The sequence below is a fragment of the Aminobacter sp. HY435 genome, from assembly GCF_027568395.1.
Classification (GTDB): Bacteria; Pseudomonadota; Alphaproteobacteria; order Rhizobiales; family Rhizobiaceae; genus Aminobacter.
On record NZ_JANKZL010000005.1, the window covers coordinates 389410 to 407027 of the forward strand.

Genomic DNA, 17618 nt, shown 5'->3' on the forward strand with positions numbered 1-17618 from the left:
AGAGCCTTGATGTCGGCTTGGACCATTGCTGGCAGGCGGATGGCAGGATGGCAGAGACCAGCACCCAGACCAGGGCAAGGCGCACCGTGCGCCTGACGGCCGGCCGGCTCCATCAGAACCGATGGATGCTGATGGCTGCGATCGTCGCCGTTCTGGCCGTGCATTTCTTCGGCGTGACATCCGGGCGGTTCACTGCCGCCATCATTCTCCTGCTGGTCCTGTTTGCCCTTGTTGCGCCGCGCACGCAGGCGTCGCGACGCCTGGCCGAGGTTGCAGCCAGGACAGAGCGTTCGCCGCTCGACCGGCTCTCGGGCGAAAAGCTGGCGGCAGCGGTTGCCGACCCCTTGATCATCTTCGACCGCGACGGCGCCGTGGTGCATGCCAACGAGGCGGCTGTCGCGGCTTTCGGCGTCGTTCGTCCGGATTTGCCGCTGCTGCTCAAGTTTCGCGCTCCGGAGATGCAGGCGCTGATCGAGGGCGTGCTCGGCGGGCAAAGCGGATCGCTCAGCGTCGAATATGTCGAGCGGGTGCCATTCGAGCGCGTCTACCGGGTCGCCGCCTCGGCCGTCGGACGCGGCACCGGCCTCTACGTTCTCGCCTTCAAGGACCAGAGCGAGGCGCGCCGCATCGATCGCATGCGTGCGGACTTCATCGCCAATGCCAGCCACGAACTGCGCACGCCGCTGGCCTCCATTGCCGGCTTCGTCGAGACACTGCGTGGTCCCGCCCGCAACGATCCGAACGCGCGCGAGCAATTCCTGCAGATCATGCAGAACCAGACTGGACGCATGGCCCGCCTGATCGACGATCTCCTGTCGCTGTCGCGGCTGGAGATGAAGGCTTATGTCAAGCCGGGCGTGAAGGTCGACCTGCGCCAGACGATCGAAGCCGTCATTGCCTCCTTGTCTCCGCTCGCGACCGAAACCGGGGTCACCATCGAGCGGGAGTTCGAGGAGGGCGAGTTCGAGGTGCATGGCGACCGCGACGAGTTGTTCCAGGTGTTCCAGAACCTGCTCGAGAACGGCTGCAAATACGGGCAGTCGGGTGGCCGCGTGATCGTTTCGATGCACCGCTCCACCGAAGCGGGAGAGCCGGAAATCGAGGTCACCGTCCGCGATTTCGGGCCGGGCATTCCGGCCGAGCACATTCCGCGCGTGACCGAGCGCTTCTATCGCGTCGATGTCGAGACCAGTCGTGCGCAAAAGGGCACCGGTCTTGGCCTCTCGATCGTCAAGCACATCCTGAGCAGGCACAACGGCCGGCTGTCGATCAAGTCGGAAATCGGCAAGGGTTCGGCCTTCACCGTGCACCTTCCGGCACGCTGAGCCGGCAAAAGGCCGCGGCTGCCAAGCATTTCTTTTTTCTGTCATCAGGCTAGCTTAGGGTTGCGGATTCAGAGGTATGATTCATCCGCGTCTTGCAGGAAGGCCGAAGCAGAAATGCAATCCGTTCACATTGTCAGCGCCTATGACGAGGAACTGAAGTTCCTGTCGCGCAAGATCGCGGCCATGGGTGGTCAGGCCGAACGCATGGTTGATCAGGCGATCGCCGCGCTGGTCAACGCCGATCCAGCACTTGGGCAGCGTGTCATCCAGGACGACGCGCTGCTCGACGAGGCCGAGCGCGAAATCGACGACAAGGCCATTCTCATCATCGCGCGCCGCCAGCCGATGGCCACCGACCTGCGCGAGATCATTGGCGCCATTCGCATTTCGGCCGATCTCGAACGTGTCGGCGATCTCGGCAAGAACATCGCCAAGCGCGTGTCTGTGGTGGCCGAGGGGCGCCAGCCCAGCAGCCTGTTCCGCGGGCTGGAGGCGTTGGCCGAACTCGCGCTCACCCAACTCAAGGAGGTGCTCGACGTTTACGCCTCCCGTTCGGTAGACCGGATCGGCTTTGTGCGCGACCGCGATGAGCAGATCGACGCCATGTACACCTCGCTGTTCCGCGAGCTGTTGACCTACATGATGGAAGATCCTCGCAACATCACGCCCTGCACGCATCTGCTGTTCGTCGCCAAGAACATCGAACGCATCGGCGATCACGCCACCAATATCGCCGAGACCATCTATTACATCGTCACTGGCGAGCAGATGCCGCCGGAGCGGCCGAAGGAAGACAAGAGCCATCGCGTGACCCTGACGGGCGATGCGTGATCGACGGGGCCTTGCCAAGCCAGGGGGCTTTTTTGCTCGTTCGCTAAAGACTAGACTTGTTCACTAGCAGGCCAATCGTTCTCCGGGTGCAGCATGACCGAGCTTGCCAGGACGTTCGACAAAAGTCCCGAACTGGAAAGCGGCGTTGTCGCCTCCAGCGTCTATTTCGGCGGTCGCCGCATCGCCGACATCGCCATCGAGGATGCCGGCGAGTGGGCGGCAAGGGACGGCCATGTCGTCTGGATCGGGCTGCTTGAGCCCAGTCGTGAACTTCTCCTGCGCGTCCAGCAGCAGTTCCGCCTGCACGACCTCGCCATCGAGGACGCCGAGCACCCGCACCAGCGGCCCAAGATCGAACAATATGGCGACGCCCTGTTCATCGTCGCCCGCACGGCGCAACTGGTCCAGCGCCGGGTCGATTTCGGTGAGACGCATATCTTCTGCGGCAAGGGCTACATCGTCAGCGTCAGGCATGGTGTGTCGACGTCCTATGCCGCGGTGCGCCAGCATTGGGAGTCCTGCCCGACCGCGCTCGCCAAGGGCGAGGATTTCATCCTCTATGCCATTCTCGACTTCATCGTTGACAACTACATGCCGGTTCTCGAGCAGATCGAGGAAGAGGTCGACGCCATCGAGGACGGCGTTCTCGCCGGCCCGATGAGCTCAAAGGACATCGAGCGGCTCTACATGCTGCGCCGCGACCTGCTGCGGCTGCGCAACGCCGCGGGTCCCTTGGTGGAGGTCTGCCGCAGGTTGACCAGCGCCGATCTGCCGCAGTTGCGTCCGGCGATGCATCCGCTGTTTCGCGATGTCAGCGATCATATCCGCACTGTGCTGGAGAAGGTCGACACGCTGCGAGAGGTTCTCGCCTTTGCCTTCGAGGCCAGCGTGCTCGTCGGCCAGAGCCAGGAAACGGCGATTGCCAAGAAGCTTGCCTCCTGGGCTGCAATTCTTGCGGTACCCACAGCGCTCGCCGGCATCTACGGCATGAACTTCTCGGACATGCCTGAGCTGCAGCTCCAATACGGCTATCCCACTGTGCTGATCACCATCGTGACGATCTGCTCGGTGCTCTACTGGCGCTTCAGGAAGAACGGATGGCTGTGAGGACGACGAATAGTGAGTAGCGAACAGAGAAAGGCCCCGGAGCGCTTGACGTTCCGGGGCCTTTCCAAATGGCTATTCGCTATTCGCTATTCGCTCAGCGCGAACGACGGCGCTCCGAGGCCGGCTGGAAGGCGATCTTCGAGTGGTAACCGCAGTACGGGCCGCTCTCGCCGGATTCGTTGCCGCAGAAGTTGAAGTCTTCGCTCAGCGGATCGCCGTTCGGCCACTTGCAGGTGCGCTCGTTGAGCTGGACCAACTGCAGGCGGCGCGAAATCGGCACCACCACGTTTTCGACCGGGCGGAGGTACTGGCGGGCCACCGGCTCGACATCGAATTGTGCCTGCAGCGCGGTCGCGCCGATGCTGGTGGTCACGGGACGAGTGCTTGTCACAGTACGCGATACAGTCTTGGTTGCGGTTGTTGCCTGGGTCGTCTTCTTCTGGCGCGCCGGCGCGGCCGTGGCGCGGCCACGGCTCGAAAGCTTCAGACGGTGCACCTTGCCGATCACCGCGTTGCGGCTGACGCCGCCAAGCTGCGCAGCGATCTGGCTGGCGCTCAGACCCTCCGACCACAATTTCCTGAGAAGTTCGACCCGCTCGTCAGTCCAATTCATGAGACCGTGCTCCTGATTTAACGCGCAGAATTCGGAATCCTTCGCCACCCCGGGGAGCCGGGTGGGCACCACATCTATTCGGTGATTATGTCCGCCGCACGAAATCTAGTTATTTCTCAATTACAATTACCGATGCGCTGACTCGGTGACAAGCCTCAGGCAGGCAACAGTGATTCTGTTTTTTCGGTTTTCCCCAACTTGCCTGTGGCTGACCCCGCAAGGTGGCCACGGCGCATTTCGGGCATCAGCCTCAAAATCGAGTCCGAATTTCGGCAAGGCTGTGCAAAGCGTCGATAAGGCAGCCGTGTTCTTTCCGTGGCATAGCGAAGACGCGGCGCTGCAAGCGACGTTTTCGTTGACTTCATCTCCGAAAAACCTGATATACGCCCAGCGCCGCCCCCTTGAGGCGGCTTTTTGATTTTCCGGTTCCGGAGAGACATATAATGAGCGGATCGGCGCTTTTCGAGACGTTTGCTCGTGCACCCCTGGCTTTCGAGCGAGGTGAGGGTTCCTGGCTGATCGCCGAGAACGGCGAGCGATATCTCGACTTCGCCGGCGGCATCGCCGTCAATTCGCTCGGCCACGGCCATCCGCACCTTGTTCAGGCGCTGACCGAACAGGCCGGCAAGCTGTGGCATGTCTCGAACCTCTACGAGATTCCCGGCCAGAGCCGGCTGGGCGAGCGCCTTGCCGCGAACTCGTTCGCCGACCGCGCGTTCTTCACCAATTCGGGCGCCGAGGCGCTGGAATGCGCGATCAAGACGGCGCGTCGGTACCAGTACAAGAACGGCCATCCCGAGCGCTATCGCATCATCACCTTCGAGGGCGCCTTCCATGGCCGCACCCTGGCGACGATTGCCGCCGGTGGCCAGGCCAAGTACCTCGAAGGCTTCGGCCCCAAGGTCGAAGGCTTCGACCAGATCGCCTTCGACGACATCGATGCAGCCGAGAAGCTGATCGGACCGGAGACGGCGGCGATCCTGCTCGAGCCGGTACAGGGCGAGGGCGGTATCCGCCCGTTCCCGACCGCCTCGCTGAAGCGCCTGCGCGAACTGTGCGACAAGCACGGCCTGCTCTTGATCTTCGACGAGGTCCAGTGTGGCGTCGGCCGCACCGGCAAGCTGTTTGCCTATGAGTGGTCGGGCGTTTCGCCGGACCTGATGGCTATCGCCAAGGGCATCGGTGGCGGCTTCCCGATGGGAGCATGTCTTGCCACTGACGAGGTGGCGAGCGCAATGACGGCAGGCGTGCATGGCACGACCTTCGGCGGCAATCCGCTGGCCATGGCTGTTGGCAACGCAGTGCTGGACGTGGTGCTGGAAGACGGCTTCCTCGAAGAGGTGAGCCGCAAGGCGCTGCTGATGAAGCAGGGCCTGGCAGCCATCGTCGACGAATATCCCGACGTCATTGCCGAGATCCGCGGCACCGGCCTGATGCTCGGTCTCAAATGCACCATGCCCAACACCAAGGTTAACATGGCGCTGCGCGATCAGAAGCTGCTTGCCGTGCCGGCGGGTGAAAACGTGATCCGCCTGCTGCCGCCGCTGACGACGAGCGACGCGGATATCCAAGAGGCCCTTGAGCGCATTCGCGCCGGAGCTGCCAGCCTCTCCAAGGCCGCCGCCAACGGCGGCTGAACCCAAGGAAGTTACATGACCAGCGGGATTCGCCATTTCACCGACCTCTCGGCCCTCTCCGGGAGCGAGCTTCGCGGGATTCTGGACGATGCGGCTGCGCGAAAGGCACGCCTCAAGGCTGGCGAACGATCCAAGCCCCTCGAAGGCAAGGTGCTGGCGATGATCTTCGACAAGCCGTCGACGCGCACGCGCATCTCGTTCGATGTCGGCATGCGCCAGCTCGGCGGCGAGACGATCATGCTGACCGGCACCGAAATGCAGCTCGGCCGCTCGGAGTCGATTGCCGACACCGCCAAGGTACTGTCGCGCTATGTCGACGCGATCATGATCCGCACGACGGCGCACGACAGGCTGTTGGAACTGACCGAGAATGCGACCATTCCGGTCATCAACGGCCTGACCGACGACACCCATCCGTGCCAGCTCATGGCCGACATACTCACCTACGAGGAGCATCGTGGCCCGGTGCGCGGCAAGACCTTTGCCTGGACCGGTGACGGCAACAACGTGCTGCATTCGCTGCTCGAGGCTTCGGCCCGCTTCAGCTTCAACGTCAACATCGCGGTGCCGCAAGGTAGCGAGCCGGAGCAGAAATACATCGACTGGGCGCGGGCCAATGGCGGCAAGGTCATGATCACGCGCAACGCCGAAGACGCGGTGCGCGACGTCGACGCTGTTGTCACCGATTGCTGGGTCTCGATGGGCCAGGAGCATCGCGCGCGGGGCCACAACGTCTTCCTGCCCTACCAGGTCAACGCCGAGCTGATGAAGCACGCCAAGCCCGACGCCGTGTTCATGCACTGCCTGCCTGCGCATCGCGGCGAGGAGGTCACCGACGAGGTGATCGACGGACCGAATTCGGTGGTCTTCGACGAGGCGGAAAACCGTCTCCACGCCCAGAAGGCGGTTCTTGCCTGGTGCCTTGGCGCTTGAATGCGCGCCCGCCCGCTCCTATCTGCGGCGGGATCAAGACAACCTATTGGCGTTAACGCCTTGTTCTGCGACCATCGGCATGCCGAAAGGTCGCGGAAATAATCATACGGGATAAGTTCCAGTGGCTGAGACTGAACGCAAGCTCGGCGAATTCGGATTCGCCGGCGACGACCATGTTGTTCCATTTGCGGTCGAGCCGCTCGACGTGCGCGGCCGCACCGTGCAGCTCGGGCCGCTGCTCGACCAGGTCCTTGGGCGGCACGACTACCCCGAGCCCGTGGCGCGACTGCTGGCCGAGGCCTGCGTCGTCACCGTGCTGCTCGGCACGTCCTTGAAGTTCGAAGGCAAGTTCATCCTGCAGACCCGTACCGACGGGCCTGTCGACATGCTTGTCGCCGATTTCACCACGCCGCATTCGTTGCGTGCCTATGCGCGCTTTGACGCCGACCGTGTCGAGGCTGCCATTGAGGCCGGCATGACCGCGCCGGAGGATCTGCTTGGCACGGGCGTCCTGGCGCTGACCATCGACCAGGGTGCGCACACACAGCGCTACCAGGGCATTGTCGAACTCAACGGCATTACGCTCGAGGAAGCTGCCCGCACCTATTTCCGCCAGTCGGAACAGATCCCGACTGATGTCAGGCTTTCTGTCGCGAAGCTCGTGCTGCCCGCCGAGGGCGGCCCGCGTGAGCATTGGCGCGCCGGCGGCCTTCTCGCCCAGTTCCTGCCGGATTCGCCCGAGCGCCGGCGCATCCAGGACCTCCACGGCGGCGACGGCGACGAGCGCGATGTCGCCATCCAGCCTGAGGACAACGCCTGGCAGGAACTGCTGGCGCTGGTCGCGACCATCGAGCCGACCGAGTTGATCGACCCGACCGTCGGTGCGGAAAGGCTGCTGTACCGGCTGTTCCACGAGCATGGCGTGCGTGTCTACGAAGGCGTGCGCGTTGCCGACGAATGCTCGTGCTCCGATCACAAGATCAGGGGCATTCTGCAGGGGTTCTCGGCGGAAGAGATCAAGGAAAGCGTCGAGGACGGCCGCATTCGCGTCAACTGCGAGTTCTGCTCGAAGGCCTATGAGTTCGATCCGGCCGAATTCGAGGCGGTTCAGTAAGCTCTTTCAGTTCAGCCTGCGCCTGACGTTGGGCAGGTCGAGCGAAAAGGCGGGAATGTCGACGTCGAACATCTCGCCTGCCTCGTTGCGCATGGTGTAGCGCCCGTACATGATGCCCGACGGCGTCGAGAGCGGGCAGCCGGATGTGTACTGATAGCTGTCGCCGGGATTGAGTTCGGGCTGGTCGCCAACCACGCCCGGACCCCTGACCTCCTCGACGCGGCCGGTGCCGTCCGTGATGTTCCAGTATCGCGACAAGAGCTGCACGAACTCTTCCGAGTTGTTCTCGATCGTCACGCGATAGCCCCAGACATAGTGGTTTTCGGCGGGATCGGATCGTTCCTCGAGATAGAACGGTTCGACTTCGACTGCGATGTCCCGGGTGATCGCACGATACATGTGCTGCGTTCCCATGCTGTCATGCCGATCCCGCTGGCCGCTGTCTGGCCAATGGGATCGTGCATCAAATCAAGGCGTTGACGTGTCGTAGGATCACGCGACGCCCGAGGGACAGGGTCCGACGCTTGTCGCGTCGGGTCAACTGCCGTTCAGCGTTTTCACGCCGATTGTGATGAAGCCTGTGGCGCGGCCATCGCGCCCGCTCAGCGCGCCGCCTTCAGCGCGTCTTCGATATCGTTGAGCAGATCATCCGTGTCCTCGAGGCCGACCGACAGGCGCAGCGTGCCGTCGTCGATGCCGAGTTCGGCGCGCGCCTCGTCGGTGAGGCTCTTGTGCGTCGTGGTCGCCGGATGGGTGATCAGGCTCTTCGAGTCACCGAGATTGTTCGAGATCAGGATGATGTTGAGGGCGTTTTCGAAGGCAAACGCCGCCTTCTTGCCGCCCTTGAGATCGAAGCACAGCAGCGTCGAGCCACCCTTCATCTGCTTCTTGATGATGTCGGCCTGCGGATGGTCGGCGCGGCCCGGATAGATCAGGCGCGATACTTCGGGGCGGTCGGCGAGAAAGTCGGCGATCTTGCCGGCCGCCTCGGTCTGCTGGCGCACGCGCAGCGGCAGGGTTTCCAGGCCCTTGAGCAGCGTCCAGGCATTGAACGGCGACAGGCTGGGGCCGGTATGGCGGAAGTAGTCGTGCAGGTTCTCGTCGATCCACTTCTTGTCCGACAGGATGACGCCGCCGAGGCAGCGGCCCTGGCCGTCGATGTGCTTGGTCGCCGAATAGACCACCACATGGGCGCCGAGTTCGAGCGGCTTCTGCTGCATCGGCGTGGCGAACACGTTGTCGACGACGAGGCGTGCGCCGGCTGCGTTGGCGATTGCCGCGACGGCGGCGATGTCGACGACTTCGAGCGTCGGATTGGTTGGGCTTTCGAGGAAGAACAGCTTGGTGTTGGGGCGCACGGCCTTCTGCCAGTTCTCTGTCACCTTGCCGTCGACCAGCGTCGTCTCGATGCCGTATTTCGGTGCCAGCGTCTCGACCACCCAGCGACATGAACCGAACAGCGCGCGGGCGGCGACGATGTGATCGCCGGCTTTCAGGCCGCACAGGACCGCAGCGGTGACGGCCGCCATGCCGGAGGCCGTGGCGCGGGCGTCTTCGGCGCCTTCGAGCGCGCACATGCGCTTCTCGAACATATCGACGGTCGGGTTGGCATAGCGCGAATAGATGAAGCCCGGGGTCTCGCCCTTGAAGCGGGCTTCGGCGCTTTCGGCGCTTTCATAGACATAACCCTGGGTCAGGAAGATCGATTCAGACGTCTCGCCGAACTCCGAGCGGAGCGTGCCGCCGTGAATGAGCGTGGTCTGCGGGTTCCAGTTGCGCTGCTTTGAGGAGGTCATGAGCCAATTCCAGATACAAAAAAACCGGTCGCGAAAAGTCGCAAACCGGTCCAAACGCGGCCCTTTAGCGACTTGTTTAACGTGGCTGCAAGCCGACCGGCCAAATCACCACGGGATAAAGGTCCTTTAGACCTGTAGGCTGCTTGCGTCAATCGCGCGGCCGACTAAACGTCTTGGGCCACGCACAAGGTCCCCCATGCGGGAACGGCGGCTCGCGGCCCGATTGCCGGGTGAGGGGCTGTAGAGGAGTGAGGCAATTGCGACAGTCGGGCATTCTTCCGGATCAGGACATCGCGGCTTTGTTTGCGTCGGGCGCGCTCAAGGCGCCGCCGCTCGATGCCGACCAGATCCAGCCGGCAAGCCTCGACCTGCGGCTCGGCGCTATCGCCTACCGCACGCGCGCCAGCTTCCTGCCCGGTCCGAACTCTCTCGTCTCGGAAAAGCTCGACCGCCTCAAGCTGCATGAGATCGACCTGACCAATGGTGCGGTATTGGAGACGGGCTGCGTCTACATCGTGCCGCTGCTTGAGAGCCTGGCGCTGCCCCAAGAGATTTCGGCCTCGGCCAACCCCAAGAGCTCGACCGGTCGTCTCGATATCTTTACCCGCGTGATGACCGACCGCGGCCAGGAGTTCGACAAGATCCCCGCCGGCTATGCTGGCCCGCTCTATCTCGAAGTCAGCCCGCGCACCTTCCCGATCGTCGCGCGCAAGGGCTCGCGCCTGTCGCAGATCAGGTTCCGCACCGGCAATTCGTTGCTGAGCGAGACCGAGCTTCATGCCTTGCACCTGTCCGACCGTCTGGTGGCGATCGATCCGCCAAACATCTCCGGCGGCGGCATCGCCTTGTCGATCGACCTTGCCGGCGAAGTCGGCAGCATCGTCGGCTATCGCGGCAAGCACCACACCGGCCTCGTCGATGTCGACAAGCGTGCCGCGCACGACGTCGTCGATTTCTGGGAGCCGATCTACAATCACGGTGCGGAGGAACTGGTGCTCGACCCCGACGAGTTCTACATCCTCGTCAGCCGTGAAGCGGTTCATGTCCCGCCGCTGTTTGCCGCCGAGATGACGCCGTTCGACCCGCTGGTCGGCGAATTCCGCGTCCACTACGCCGGCTTCTTCGATCCTGGATTCGGCCATTCCAGCGCCGGCGGCACCGGCAGCCGGGCCGTCCTCGAGGTGCGCAGCCATGAGGTGCCGTTCATCCTGGAGCATGGCCAGGTCGTCGGCCGGCTGGTCTACGAGCATATGCTGTCGCGCCCGCGCGCGCTCTATGGCACCGATCTCGGCTCGAACTATCAGGCCCAGGGGCTGAAGCTGTCCAAGCACTTCCGCATGACCTAGGGTCAGCGCTCTCCAGTCTTTAGTCTGCTTGTCCATTCCCCGGCGCTGTGATTGGCTGAGGGGAGGGACGCTCGGAAAGAGCGCCCGACAAATGGAGAGGACTATGCAGATTTCCAGGAAATTCGCAGTCTCGGCCGCGATGGCTATGCTCATGTTCGCCGCCGGGGGCGCCGGAGCGCAGGAGGGCGGCAAGCTCAAGATCGGCACCGAAGGCGCCTACCCGCCCTTCAACAGCCTGACCGCCGACGGCAAGCTGATCGGCTTCGATATCGATATCGCCAACGCCCTGTGCGCTCAGATGAAGGTCGAGTGCGAGTTCGTCACCCAGGACTGGGACGGCATCATTCCGGCCTTGCAAGGTGGCAAGTTCGACGCCCTGGTGGCGTCGATGACCATCACCGACGAGCGCAAGCAGCAGGTTGATTTCACCAACAAGTACTACACCACGCCGCTGGCCCTGGTGGCGCTCAAGGATTCGACCTTGGCCTCGCCCGAACCGGACGCGCTCAAGGGCAAGGCTGTCGGCGCCCAGGCATCGACGACCCAGAGCATCTATGCCGAGGACAAGTACGCCAAGGCCGGCGCCGACGTGAAGCTCTACCCGACCCAGGATGAGGCGATGGCCGACCTGACCAACGGCCGTCTCGATGCAGTCGTTTCGGACAAGTTCGTGCTGGTCGACTGGCTGAAGACCACCGGGCAGGATTGCTGCAAGCTGGTTGGCGATCTGAAAGGCACCGAGTCGCTGACCGGTATCGCCGTGCGCAAGGGCGACCCGCTGCGCGAAAAGCTGAACGCGGCGATCGACGCCATCGTCAAGGATGGCACCTACGCCAAGATCAACGCCAAGTATTTCGATTTCGACATCTACGGCGACGACTGAGGCGGCTCATAGCCACCGCTGCAAAGTGAAACAGAACAGGCCGGACTTTGCCAAGTCCGGCCTGTTTTGCGTCAGGGACGCTTGCGATACCAGGCATCCCACTGCGACCACAGCCGATGGACCCTCTGATAGCCGCGCGCCTTCATAAGCTTGTCGATCTGCCGTTGCGCCTTGGTGAAATTGTGTTCGATTGCAAACAGGCGGACGTCGTGGCGGTCGAAATCGAACCCGGCGAGAATGTCGGGCTCACTTCCTTCTGTGTCGATGCTGATGAAGTCGATAACTTCAGGAGCCTGATACCGGGCCAGCAGGTCGTTCAAGCTGATCGTTTTCTGCGTGACCTTGATGTGCGCTGCTCGAGCTGTCGCATGGCGGTCGCCATGTTCAAACTGCTGCATCGTTGACAATTCGGGAGCGTCTGGAACGAACAGCATGGTCACCGCTTCGCCGGTCGTTCCGCCGACCGGAAGCGTGCAGAGCGGTGCGCGGCGCCGGGTCACGATGGGCTCAACCATTACGGGATTGGGCTCCGCGAGGACGCCGCTCCAGCCCATCTGTTCAAGCAGGTAGGTGTTTGACAGCCCGACGCCGTCGCAAGCGCCAACCTCGACGAAATAGCCATCGGTCTTGCCGCTCGTTTCGGCGACAACCCAAAGATCTTGCTGAAGCTGCGAGTAGCTCTGGTGGCCCTTCTGTTGCGTGATGAATGCAGGAGGGAAGGCCGCCCGCAGCCATCTCTTGAGCTTTCGTCTCAACGCGCACCTCTCCCGAATGTCGCTGACAACACCAACACCACCAGTCGCGCAGGAAAACAATGGCGAAAGTGGCTTTGGCTGGTCGTCTGGTGGACTGAGTGCAAATGGTCGCCGAATACGCGGCGCATCGCCGGCGTTGGCCAGTTTCCAGGGTGTCGTGGCTGGAGCGGGTAGCGGGAATCGAACCCGCGCGTTCAGCTTGGGAAGCTGACAGGCTACCATTACATCATACCCGCGCGGCACTTGGTTAGCATCAGGAATGCGGCTCGGCAATCGGGAAACGGCTTGGGTAACCGTTAGAGTTCGAACCGTGCAAGCACTCGGTTCGACTGTGAACTTTGCCTGGCGGCGGCGGTTGCCGGCAACTGCGCCGCGAAAGACCTGAAGGCTTTCGGACCCATTCGGATGCTGAGCTCTTGCTCTGTCCTTGCGCGGCCGCAGGCGTCAGACAGGCGATCATAGTGCAGCGCGAGAATCTGCTGGACAGCCGGGGTTGTGAAGTAGGCCTGCCTGCCCAGGCCATCGGGGTATGCGGGGGCGTCCATGAGCGTCCAGAACGTGTCGCCGTGCGATTGCATGAACTCGTCGGCGCGCGAGACAAGTGTGAGCGTGATCTCTCTCCGCCTGACAATCGAGCGGTTGTGGCCCGAGACGGTCGTGGTTCTAAGCGTAGGAAAGGTAGGAATTGCTCCGTGGCGGTTGTTGCCGTGGATCCTGTAGGCGGAGAGAGGAATATCTATGCATGCCGATCCACCCAGGGCGTGTGCAAAAGGCGCAAAGTAGTTGTCGGTGGACGCCTCGTACGGACGACCGTCGAAACGCGGACTGATCTTTCTCAGGACTGAAGTTGCGTACATGTTCGCGGTGCCTGGCGACCAATGCCAGCCGGTTGTGGCCCGTGCGATAAATGTGGTCTGCTTCTCGAGCAGATGTTGCTCGTCCTGGCCAAGAATTGCGGTGGTGAAATCCAGGCTTGTGGGCTCCGATTGCGGCGTGGTCCGAAGAAACGGCGCGAAGCCAGGAGAAATCGGGCGCCCTTCGCTGTCGATTTCCAGGACGGCGCTGGATGTCAGCGCGACCGGCAAGTGGGACGCGGAATGTAGCTGTGCGTGATGGGACGCATAGCCCTTGAACAGGACGTCATCTGAGTCGACTATCGAAACAAGATCCCCGTCAAGAACATCGAGGACGCTGAGAAAGGCGCCCATCTGGTTCAGATTTTCACCGTGGAACACCAGATGAAAGCGGTCGTCCAGGGATGGCTCGTTCCTGATGATCTCTCGACTGTCATCCGAGGAATTGTTGTCTAATATGTAACATTCGAAATTCCCGTAGTCTTGGAATGCGATGCTTCGGATGGCATCCGCGACGTATTTCCCGTAGTTGTAGTTGATAAGAACGAAGCTTATTTTTGGAGAAATTTTCATCTCCGTTTGCGCAGGCGTCGAATTTCGTAGCGCATCAGCCTGGTCGCCAGTCGAAGTCTGTGGCGCAGCGTCGGCTTTTCATTGCAGCCGGACTGCAGGATCCGGTGTGCCTGCCAGCCGGAAAAGCGTGCCGTTACTTCTCGGCAGAAGACACGTTCGTCAAAATGAGTTCCCAGCGTCGGCGCATGCTGCAGGAACAGTTTGAATAGATCCTGATTTCGATAGTAATCCCGCAGGCGGTTGGATTCGATCCTGGTGATTTGGTCTATCACATCCCAAAATTTCTCCCCAAGGACCCAAGAGAATTTTTCTGTATTGGACAGGAGGAAATCAATGTCTGTCAGAGTGGCTTCGCGCGCTTTCTGGTCATATGCGCTCGTCCCCGATCGAAGCGAGGGAAAATTCTCGCGGGTCGAGAAATAGTTGGCCGTATGAAGTCGATAACCTGACAGCGTCATCGCAATCAGGGCGCTTCCGGCGAAGCCGTGGCACAAGAAATTGAAGTACCCGTCAGCGGAGCGCATGTGAGGCGCAGCGTTGCTGTCGCCACGTTGTGCCAGTTTGAGCATGGAAGCTCGGTACATGTTCGCCGTACCAGGTCCCCAAAGCCATCCCTTGATCCACCTTGGAGCCGTTGCCACATTCGCGCAAAGCATGTCGTAGGCGTTCGGCGCTATCGTCGGCACTCTCAACACGCTTTGTTCCTTGCGCAGGCCGGGCGTCAGGTTGTCGCGAGAAATGTCGACATACATCGTCGCCGAAGCCAGCGTGTTGCCCTGGGCGTCCATTTCCGCGACATTGCTTGATGTGAACGCCACATTTCGAGGCAACGCCATGTGCGCTTGCACATGCGTCGACGCGTAGTTGTCGAACAACACGTCGTCGGCATCGACGAATGTGACAAAGCCGCCCTTTATCTTACCCAAGGACCAGAGCGCCGCACCCAGTTGGCCGAGGTTGTGCGGCAGCGTTTCGACGGTGAAGCGGGCGTCACCGGCTACGTGTTTGGCAATGACCTCGCCACTTCCATCGGTTGAGCCGTTGTCGATGACCAGACATTCGAAATGCGGATAGTCCTGGCGCCGGATGGAATCGAGGGCGGCGCCAACATATTTCGCATAGTTCCAACAGATCACGACGAAGCTGACGAGTGGCGGCGCAATCATCCCGCCGCTCAGGTCCCCGACGCCGCGACCGCCAATGGTGAAATCGGGCAATATGCCAGCTGCCTTGCGGGGCGTCTTTTGCATGATCGCCTGTTGTTCGTCCTGCCGGGGCAGGTCGTGCTTCAACGTTTCGTCATCAGTACATTTCATTCGGCTCTACCTATTGGCGAATGAATGATGGACAGATACAACCATAAAATACAAGGTCCGCTGCCCCGGAATCAGACTATTGTTGACGAGAAAGCATGAGGACGGGATGGGTGAAGAAAAGCGGGTACTTGTTACCGGGGGAGCCGGTTTCGTCGGTTCCCATTTGTGCGAGCGGCTCCTGAGCAGTGGAGCCAGGGTCCTTTGCCTCGACAATTTCTATACCGGGAGCGCGGCCAACGTAGCTCATCTCAGGCAGCATCCTGGCTTCCAGTTGATGGAGCACGACGTTTGTGTGCCCATCTCGGTCGAGGTCGACGAGATTTACAATCTGGCCTGCCCCGCCTCGCCCGTGCACTACCAGCGCGAGCCGGTGCAGACGACGCGAACCAGCGTGCTCGGCGCGCTCAACATGCTCGAACTCGCCAACCGCCAGGGTGCCAAGATCCTTCAGGCGTCGACCTCGGAAGTCTATGGCGATCCGGCAGTCCATCCGCAGCCGGAGAGTTACTGGGGCAATGTCAATCCCGTCGGCCCGCGCTCCTGCTACGACGAAGGCAAGCGCTGCGCCGAAACGCTGTTCTTCGACTACCGGCGGCAATACGGTCTCGGAATCAAGGTGGCGCGTATTTTCAATACCTATGGGCCGCGGATGCAGCCGGACGACGGCCGCGTGGTATCGAATTTCATCGTTCAGGCACTGCGCGGCGACGGTATTTCGATCTTCGGCGACGGAAGCCAGACGCGGTCGTTTTGTTATGTCGACGACCTGGTCGACGGCCTCATCAGGCTGATGGCCACGCCGGATTCGATGACCGGTCCGGTCAATCTCGGCAATCCGACGGAATTTTCGATGCTCGAACTTGCCCAGGAGGTGCTGCAGGCAACAGGCAGCAAGTCGGCTATTGCCTATCTGCCCTTGCCGGTCGACGATCCGAGGCAGAGGAAGCCCGATATCGCCTTGGCGCGTTCACTGGGCTGGCAGCCGACCACGGCATTGCGGACGGGACTGCGGCTTACGATAGCGCACTTTGAAGGCCAAGATTTAGCCACGCCTCGGCTCCGGAACTGTGCTTGACGTAGGGACTGTGGCTTGGAGGGCATCCACGCCTGGCGGGTTAGTGAGGAGGTTTCCTTTTTTAGCTAAATAGAATATCCGCAACATCGGAAATGTTTGTCAGCCACATTCCGCCATGCTGACAACGGGAAATATGTTGCTCAAGCCTGCTCCAGTCTATGCCCTGAACCTCGACCGTTCTGCCGATCGTTTTGCGTCGATTGTTGAAAGTGCAGCCGAATTCGGCATCGAGGTCACCCGAGTGCCTGCCGTTGACGGCAGGAAGCTGACAAAACGGCAAGAAGCCATCATCGACGTGAGGCATTTCGAGCGCGTGTGTGGCAAGCGGGCGCTGCCAACAGAGGTCGGTTGCTACCTAAGCCATTTGAAAGCGCTGGAATTGATAGCCGAGGGCGACCAGGACTTTGGCGTGATCGTCGAAGACGACATCCGGTTCACGCAGGACTTCCCGGCTTTCGTCAACGATCTTGGACGGGTTCGCGGCTGGGACATGGTCAAGCTGACCTACCATCGGACGAGCGGCTATATGAAATACCTTGAGATGGACCAGAAGCGTTCGATCGGGCGCTGTTTGCATGGTCCTATCGGCAGCGGGGCAGCTTACGCAGTGACGCGTGAGGCGGCGCGGAAATTCTTGCAAAGCCTGCGCCCGATGGTTGTGCCAATCGATGTCGAGATGGAGCGCGGCTGGGCACACGGCCTTGCCGTTTTCAACGTTGACAAGCCGGTGGTGAGCTTCAGCCACGCTGCCAGCACGATCGTGACGGCGAAGAACGGCTACAAGCCGATGAAGTTTCCATTTTATCGCCGTCTCGGCACGCTGATGTATCGCACCGGCGAATATGTTCGCCGCGTCGCTTACGCACTGACGCCCGTGCCGCTGACGCGCGACAACGATGCCACACCTTGAAGCGCACATGGCAATAGCGATATCAGGGGGAGGCTAGAACAGCAGGAGATTGCCTTGAACGGAATTGCGCGCTTTCTCGGTGACTCCCCGCTTCGGGTTTTCATCAAGCTGCTGGTCATCTCGCTGCTCGTCGGCATCGTCATGAGCGCCTTTGGCTGGTCGCCCTACGATATCTTCTACGGCATCCGTAATTTCTTCCTCGACATCTGGCACATGGGCTTCCGCGCTATCGACCGCTTCCTGGGCTACATCCTGCTCGGTGCGGCGATCGTCATCCCGGCGTTCATCATCCTCAGGCTGATGAGCTACCGCAAATAGCGTCAGGCGAATTCGGCGGCGGTCTCGAACAGGATTGCGCGACGCCGCGCCAGCGCTGGCATATCGGTGGAGTAGCTGCCGCAAGCCGTCGTCGCTGAGCGAACGCCGGCCAAGGTGGTCGTCGCGATGCGGATCGACGCCGGAGTCGCAGTCGGGGTGGCGGGCGATCTGAAGTGGGCTGAACCAGCTGGAGATTTCGATTGGACGCACAGCCTGGACGGTTGCGCGCGAG

17 protein-coding genes, 1 tRNA gene and 1 riboswitch are annotated in these 17618 nt (G+C 61.5%); of the genes, 11 read left to right on the forward strand and 7 right to left on the reverse strand.

The features are described 5' to 3' along the window. The first annotated feature begins 47 nt into the window (after positions 1-47). The 3 genes from PCJ21_RS09110 to PCJ21_RS09120 all read left to right on the forward strand — a co-directional run bounded on the left by PCJ21_RS09110 (position 48) and on the right by PCJ21_RS09120 (position 3263). Positions 48-1325, forward strand: a complete 1278-nt coding sequence (locus PCJ21_RS09110; RefSeq protein ID WP_269931068.1) for an ATP-binding protein — start codon at positions 48-50, stop codon at positions 1323-1325. Between the two features lie 114 nt (positions 1326-1439). After that, entirely contained in the window at positions 1440-2156 is a 717-nt protein-coding gene (gene phoU, locus PCJ21_RS09115) for a phosphate signaling complex protein PhoU (protein ID WP_269931069.1), read from the forward strand. A gap of 93 nt (positions 2157-2249) precedes the next feature. After that, positions 2250-3263: a magnesium and cobalt transport protein CorA gene (locus tag PCJ21_RS09120; protein WP_269931070.1), complete on the forward strand. Its 1014-nt coding sequence runs from the start codon at positions 2250-2252 to the stop codon at positions 3261-3263. Positions 3264-3357: 94 nt separating this feature from the next. Here PCJ21_RS09120 and PCJ21_RS09125 read toward each other — a convergent pair whose 3' ends face one another. Continuing rightward, positions 3358-3876, reverse strand: coding sequence for a GcrA family cell cycle regulator (locus PCJ21_RS09125; protein WP_269931071.1), 519 nt, complete (start codon positions 3874-3876; stop codon positions 3358-3360). Between the two features lie 443 nt (positions 3877-4319). On the opposite strand from PCJ21_RS09125, the gene PCJ21_RS09130 reads away from it, so the two are divergent. The 3 genes from PCJ21_RS09130 to PCJ21_RS09140 all read left to right on the forward strand — a co-directional run bounded on the left by PCJ21_RS09130 (position 4320) and on the right by PCJ21_RS09140 (position 7560). Next, on the forward strand, positions 4320-5513 hold the full coding sequence (locus PCJ21_RS09130; protein WP_269931072.1) for an aspartate aminotransferase family protein: 1194 nt from the start codon (positions 4320-4322) through the stop codon (positions 5511-5513). A gap of 15 nt (positions 5514-5528) precedes the next feature. After that, positions 5529-6446 carry an ornithine carbamoyltransferase gene (gene argF, locus PCJ21_RS09135; RefSeq protein ID WP_269931073.1) on the forward strand — a complete coding sequence of 306 codons (918 nt, stop codon included), beginning with the start codon at positions 5529-5531 and terminating at the stop codon, positions 6444-6446. A 121-nt stretch (positions 6447-6567) separates the two neighbouring features. After that, positions 6568-7560, forward strand: a complete 993-nt coding sequence (locus tag PCJ21_RS09140) for an Hsp33 family molecular chaperone (RefSeq protein ID WP_269931074.1) — start codon at positions 6568-6570, stop codon at positions 7558-7560. Between the two features lie 6 nt (positions 7561-7566). Here PCJ21_RS09140 and apaG read toward each other — a convergent pair whose 3' ends face one another. After that, positions 7567-7959 (reverse strand): Co2+/Mg2+ efflux protein ApaG, encoded by a 393-nt coding sequence (gene apaG / locus PCJ21_RS09145; protein ID WP_269931075.1) that lies wholly within the window; start codon positions 7957-7959, stop codon positions 7567-7569. 203 nt (positions 7960-8162) lie between these two features. Then, positions 8163-9356, reverse strand: coding sequence for an O-succinylhomoserine sulfhydrylase (locus PCJ21_RS09150; RefSeq protein WP_269931076.1), 1194 nt, complete (start codon positions 9354-9356; stop codon positions 8163-8165). A 44-nt stretch (positions 9357-9400) separates the two neighbouring features. Next, a riboswitch (SAM riboswitch) is annotated at positions 9401-9478 on the reverse strand. Positions 9479-9613: 135 nt separating this feature from the next. Here PCJ21_RS09150 and PCJ21_RS09155 point away from each other — a divergent pair. Both PCJ21_RS09155 and PCJ21_RS09160 read left to right on the forward strand, forming a co-directional pair. Continuing rightward, positions 9614-10702 (forward strand): 2'-deoxycytidine 5'-triphosphate deaminase, encoded by a 1089-nt coding sequence (locus PCJ21_RS09155; protein ID WP_269931077.1) that lies wholly within the window; start codon positions 9614-9616, stop codon positions 10700-10702. 103 nt (positions 10703-10805) lie between these two features. After that, positions 10806-11585 (forward strand): ABC transporter substrate-binding protein, encoded by a 780-nt coding sequence (locus tag PCJ21_RS09160; RefSeq protein WP_269931078.1) that lies wholly within the window; start codon positions 10806-10808, stop codon positions 11583-11585. A 71-nt stretch (positions 11586-11656) separates the two neighbouring features. Here the strand turns inward: PCJ21_RS09160 and PCJ21_RS09165 are convergent, their stop codons facing one another. The 4 genes from PCJ21_RS09165 to PCJ21_RS09180 form a co-directional block, all read right to left on the reverse strand. Next, entirely contained in the window at positions 11657-12340 is a 684-nt protein-coding gene (locus tag PCJ21_RS09165; protein ID WP_269931079.1) for an FkbM family methyltransferase, read from the reverse strand. Positions 12341-12502: 162 nt separating this feature from the next. Continuing rightward, positions 12503-12576, reverse strand: a tRNA-Gly gene (locus PCJ21_RS09170). Between the two features lie 60 nt (positions 12577-12636). Continuing rightward, entirely contained in the window at positions 12637-13767 is a 1131-nt protein-coding gene (locus PCJ21_RS09175; RefSeq protein ID WP_269931080.1) for a glycosyltransferase family A protein, read from the reverse strand. Continuing rightward, positions 13764-15059, reverse strand: a complete 1296-nt coding sequence (locus PCJ21_RS09180; RefSeq protein ID WP_269931081.1) for a glycosyltransferase family 2 protein — start codon at positions 15057-15059, stop codon at positions 13764-13766. The genes PCJ21_RS09175 and PCJ21_RS09180 overlap by 4 nt, the downstream gene beginning before the upstream one ends. 130 nt (positions 15060-15189) lie before the next feature. Between PCJ21_RS09180 and PCJ21_RS09185 the strand changes: the two genes are divergently transcribed. The 3 genes from PCJ21_RS09185 to PCJ21_RS09195 all read left to right on the forward strand — a co-directional run bounded on the left by PCJ21_RS09185 (position 15190) and on the right by PCJ21_RS09195 (position 17386). Continuing rightward, the gene (locus PCJ21_RS09185) at positions 15190-16158 is read left to right on the forward strand and encodes a UDP-glucuronic acid decarboxylase family protein (protein WP_269931082.1); all 969 of its coding nucleotides are present in this window, start codon (positions 15190-15192) and stop codon (positions 16156-16158) included. Positions 16159-16294: 136 nt separating this feature from the next. Then, a complete protein-coding gene (locus PCJ21_RS09190; protein ID WP_269931083.1) occupies positions 16295-17068 on the forward strand; it encodes a glycosyltransferase family 25 protein in 774 nt (257 codons plus the stop codon). 54 nt (positions 17069-17122) lie between these two features. Then, a complete protein-coding gene (locus tag PCJ21_RS09195; RefSeq protein WP_269931084.1) occupies positions 17123-17386 on the forward strand; it encodes a DUF6460 domain-containing protein in 264 nt (87 codons plus the stop codon). Positions 17387-17618 lie beyond the last annotated feature (232 nt).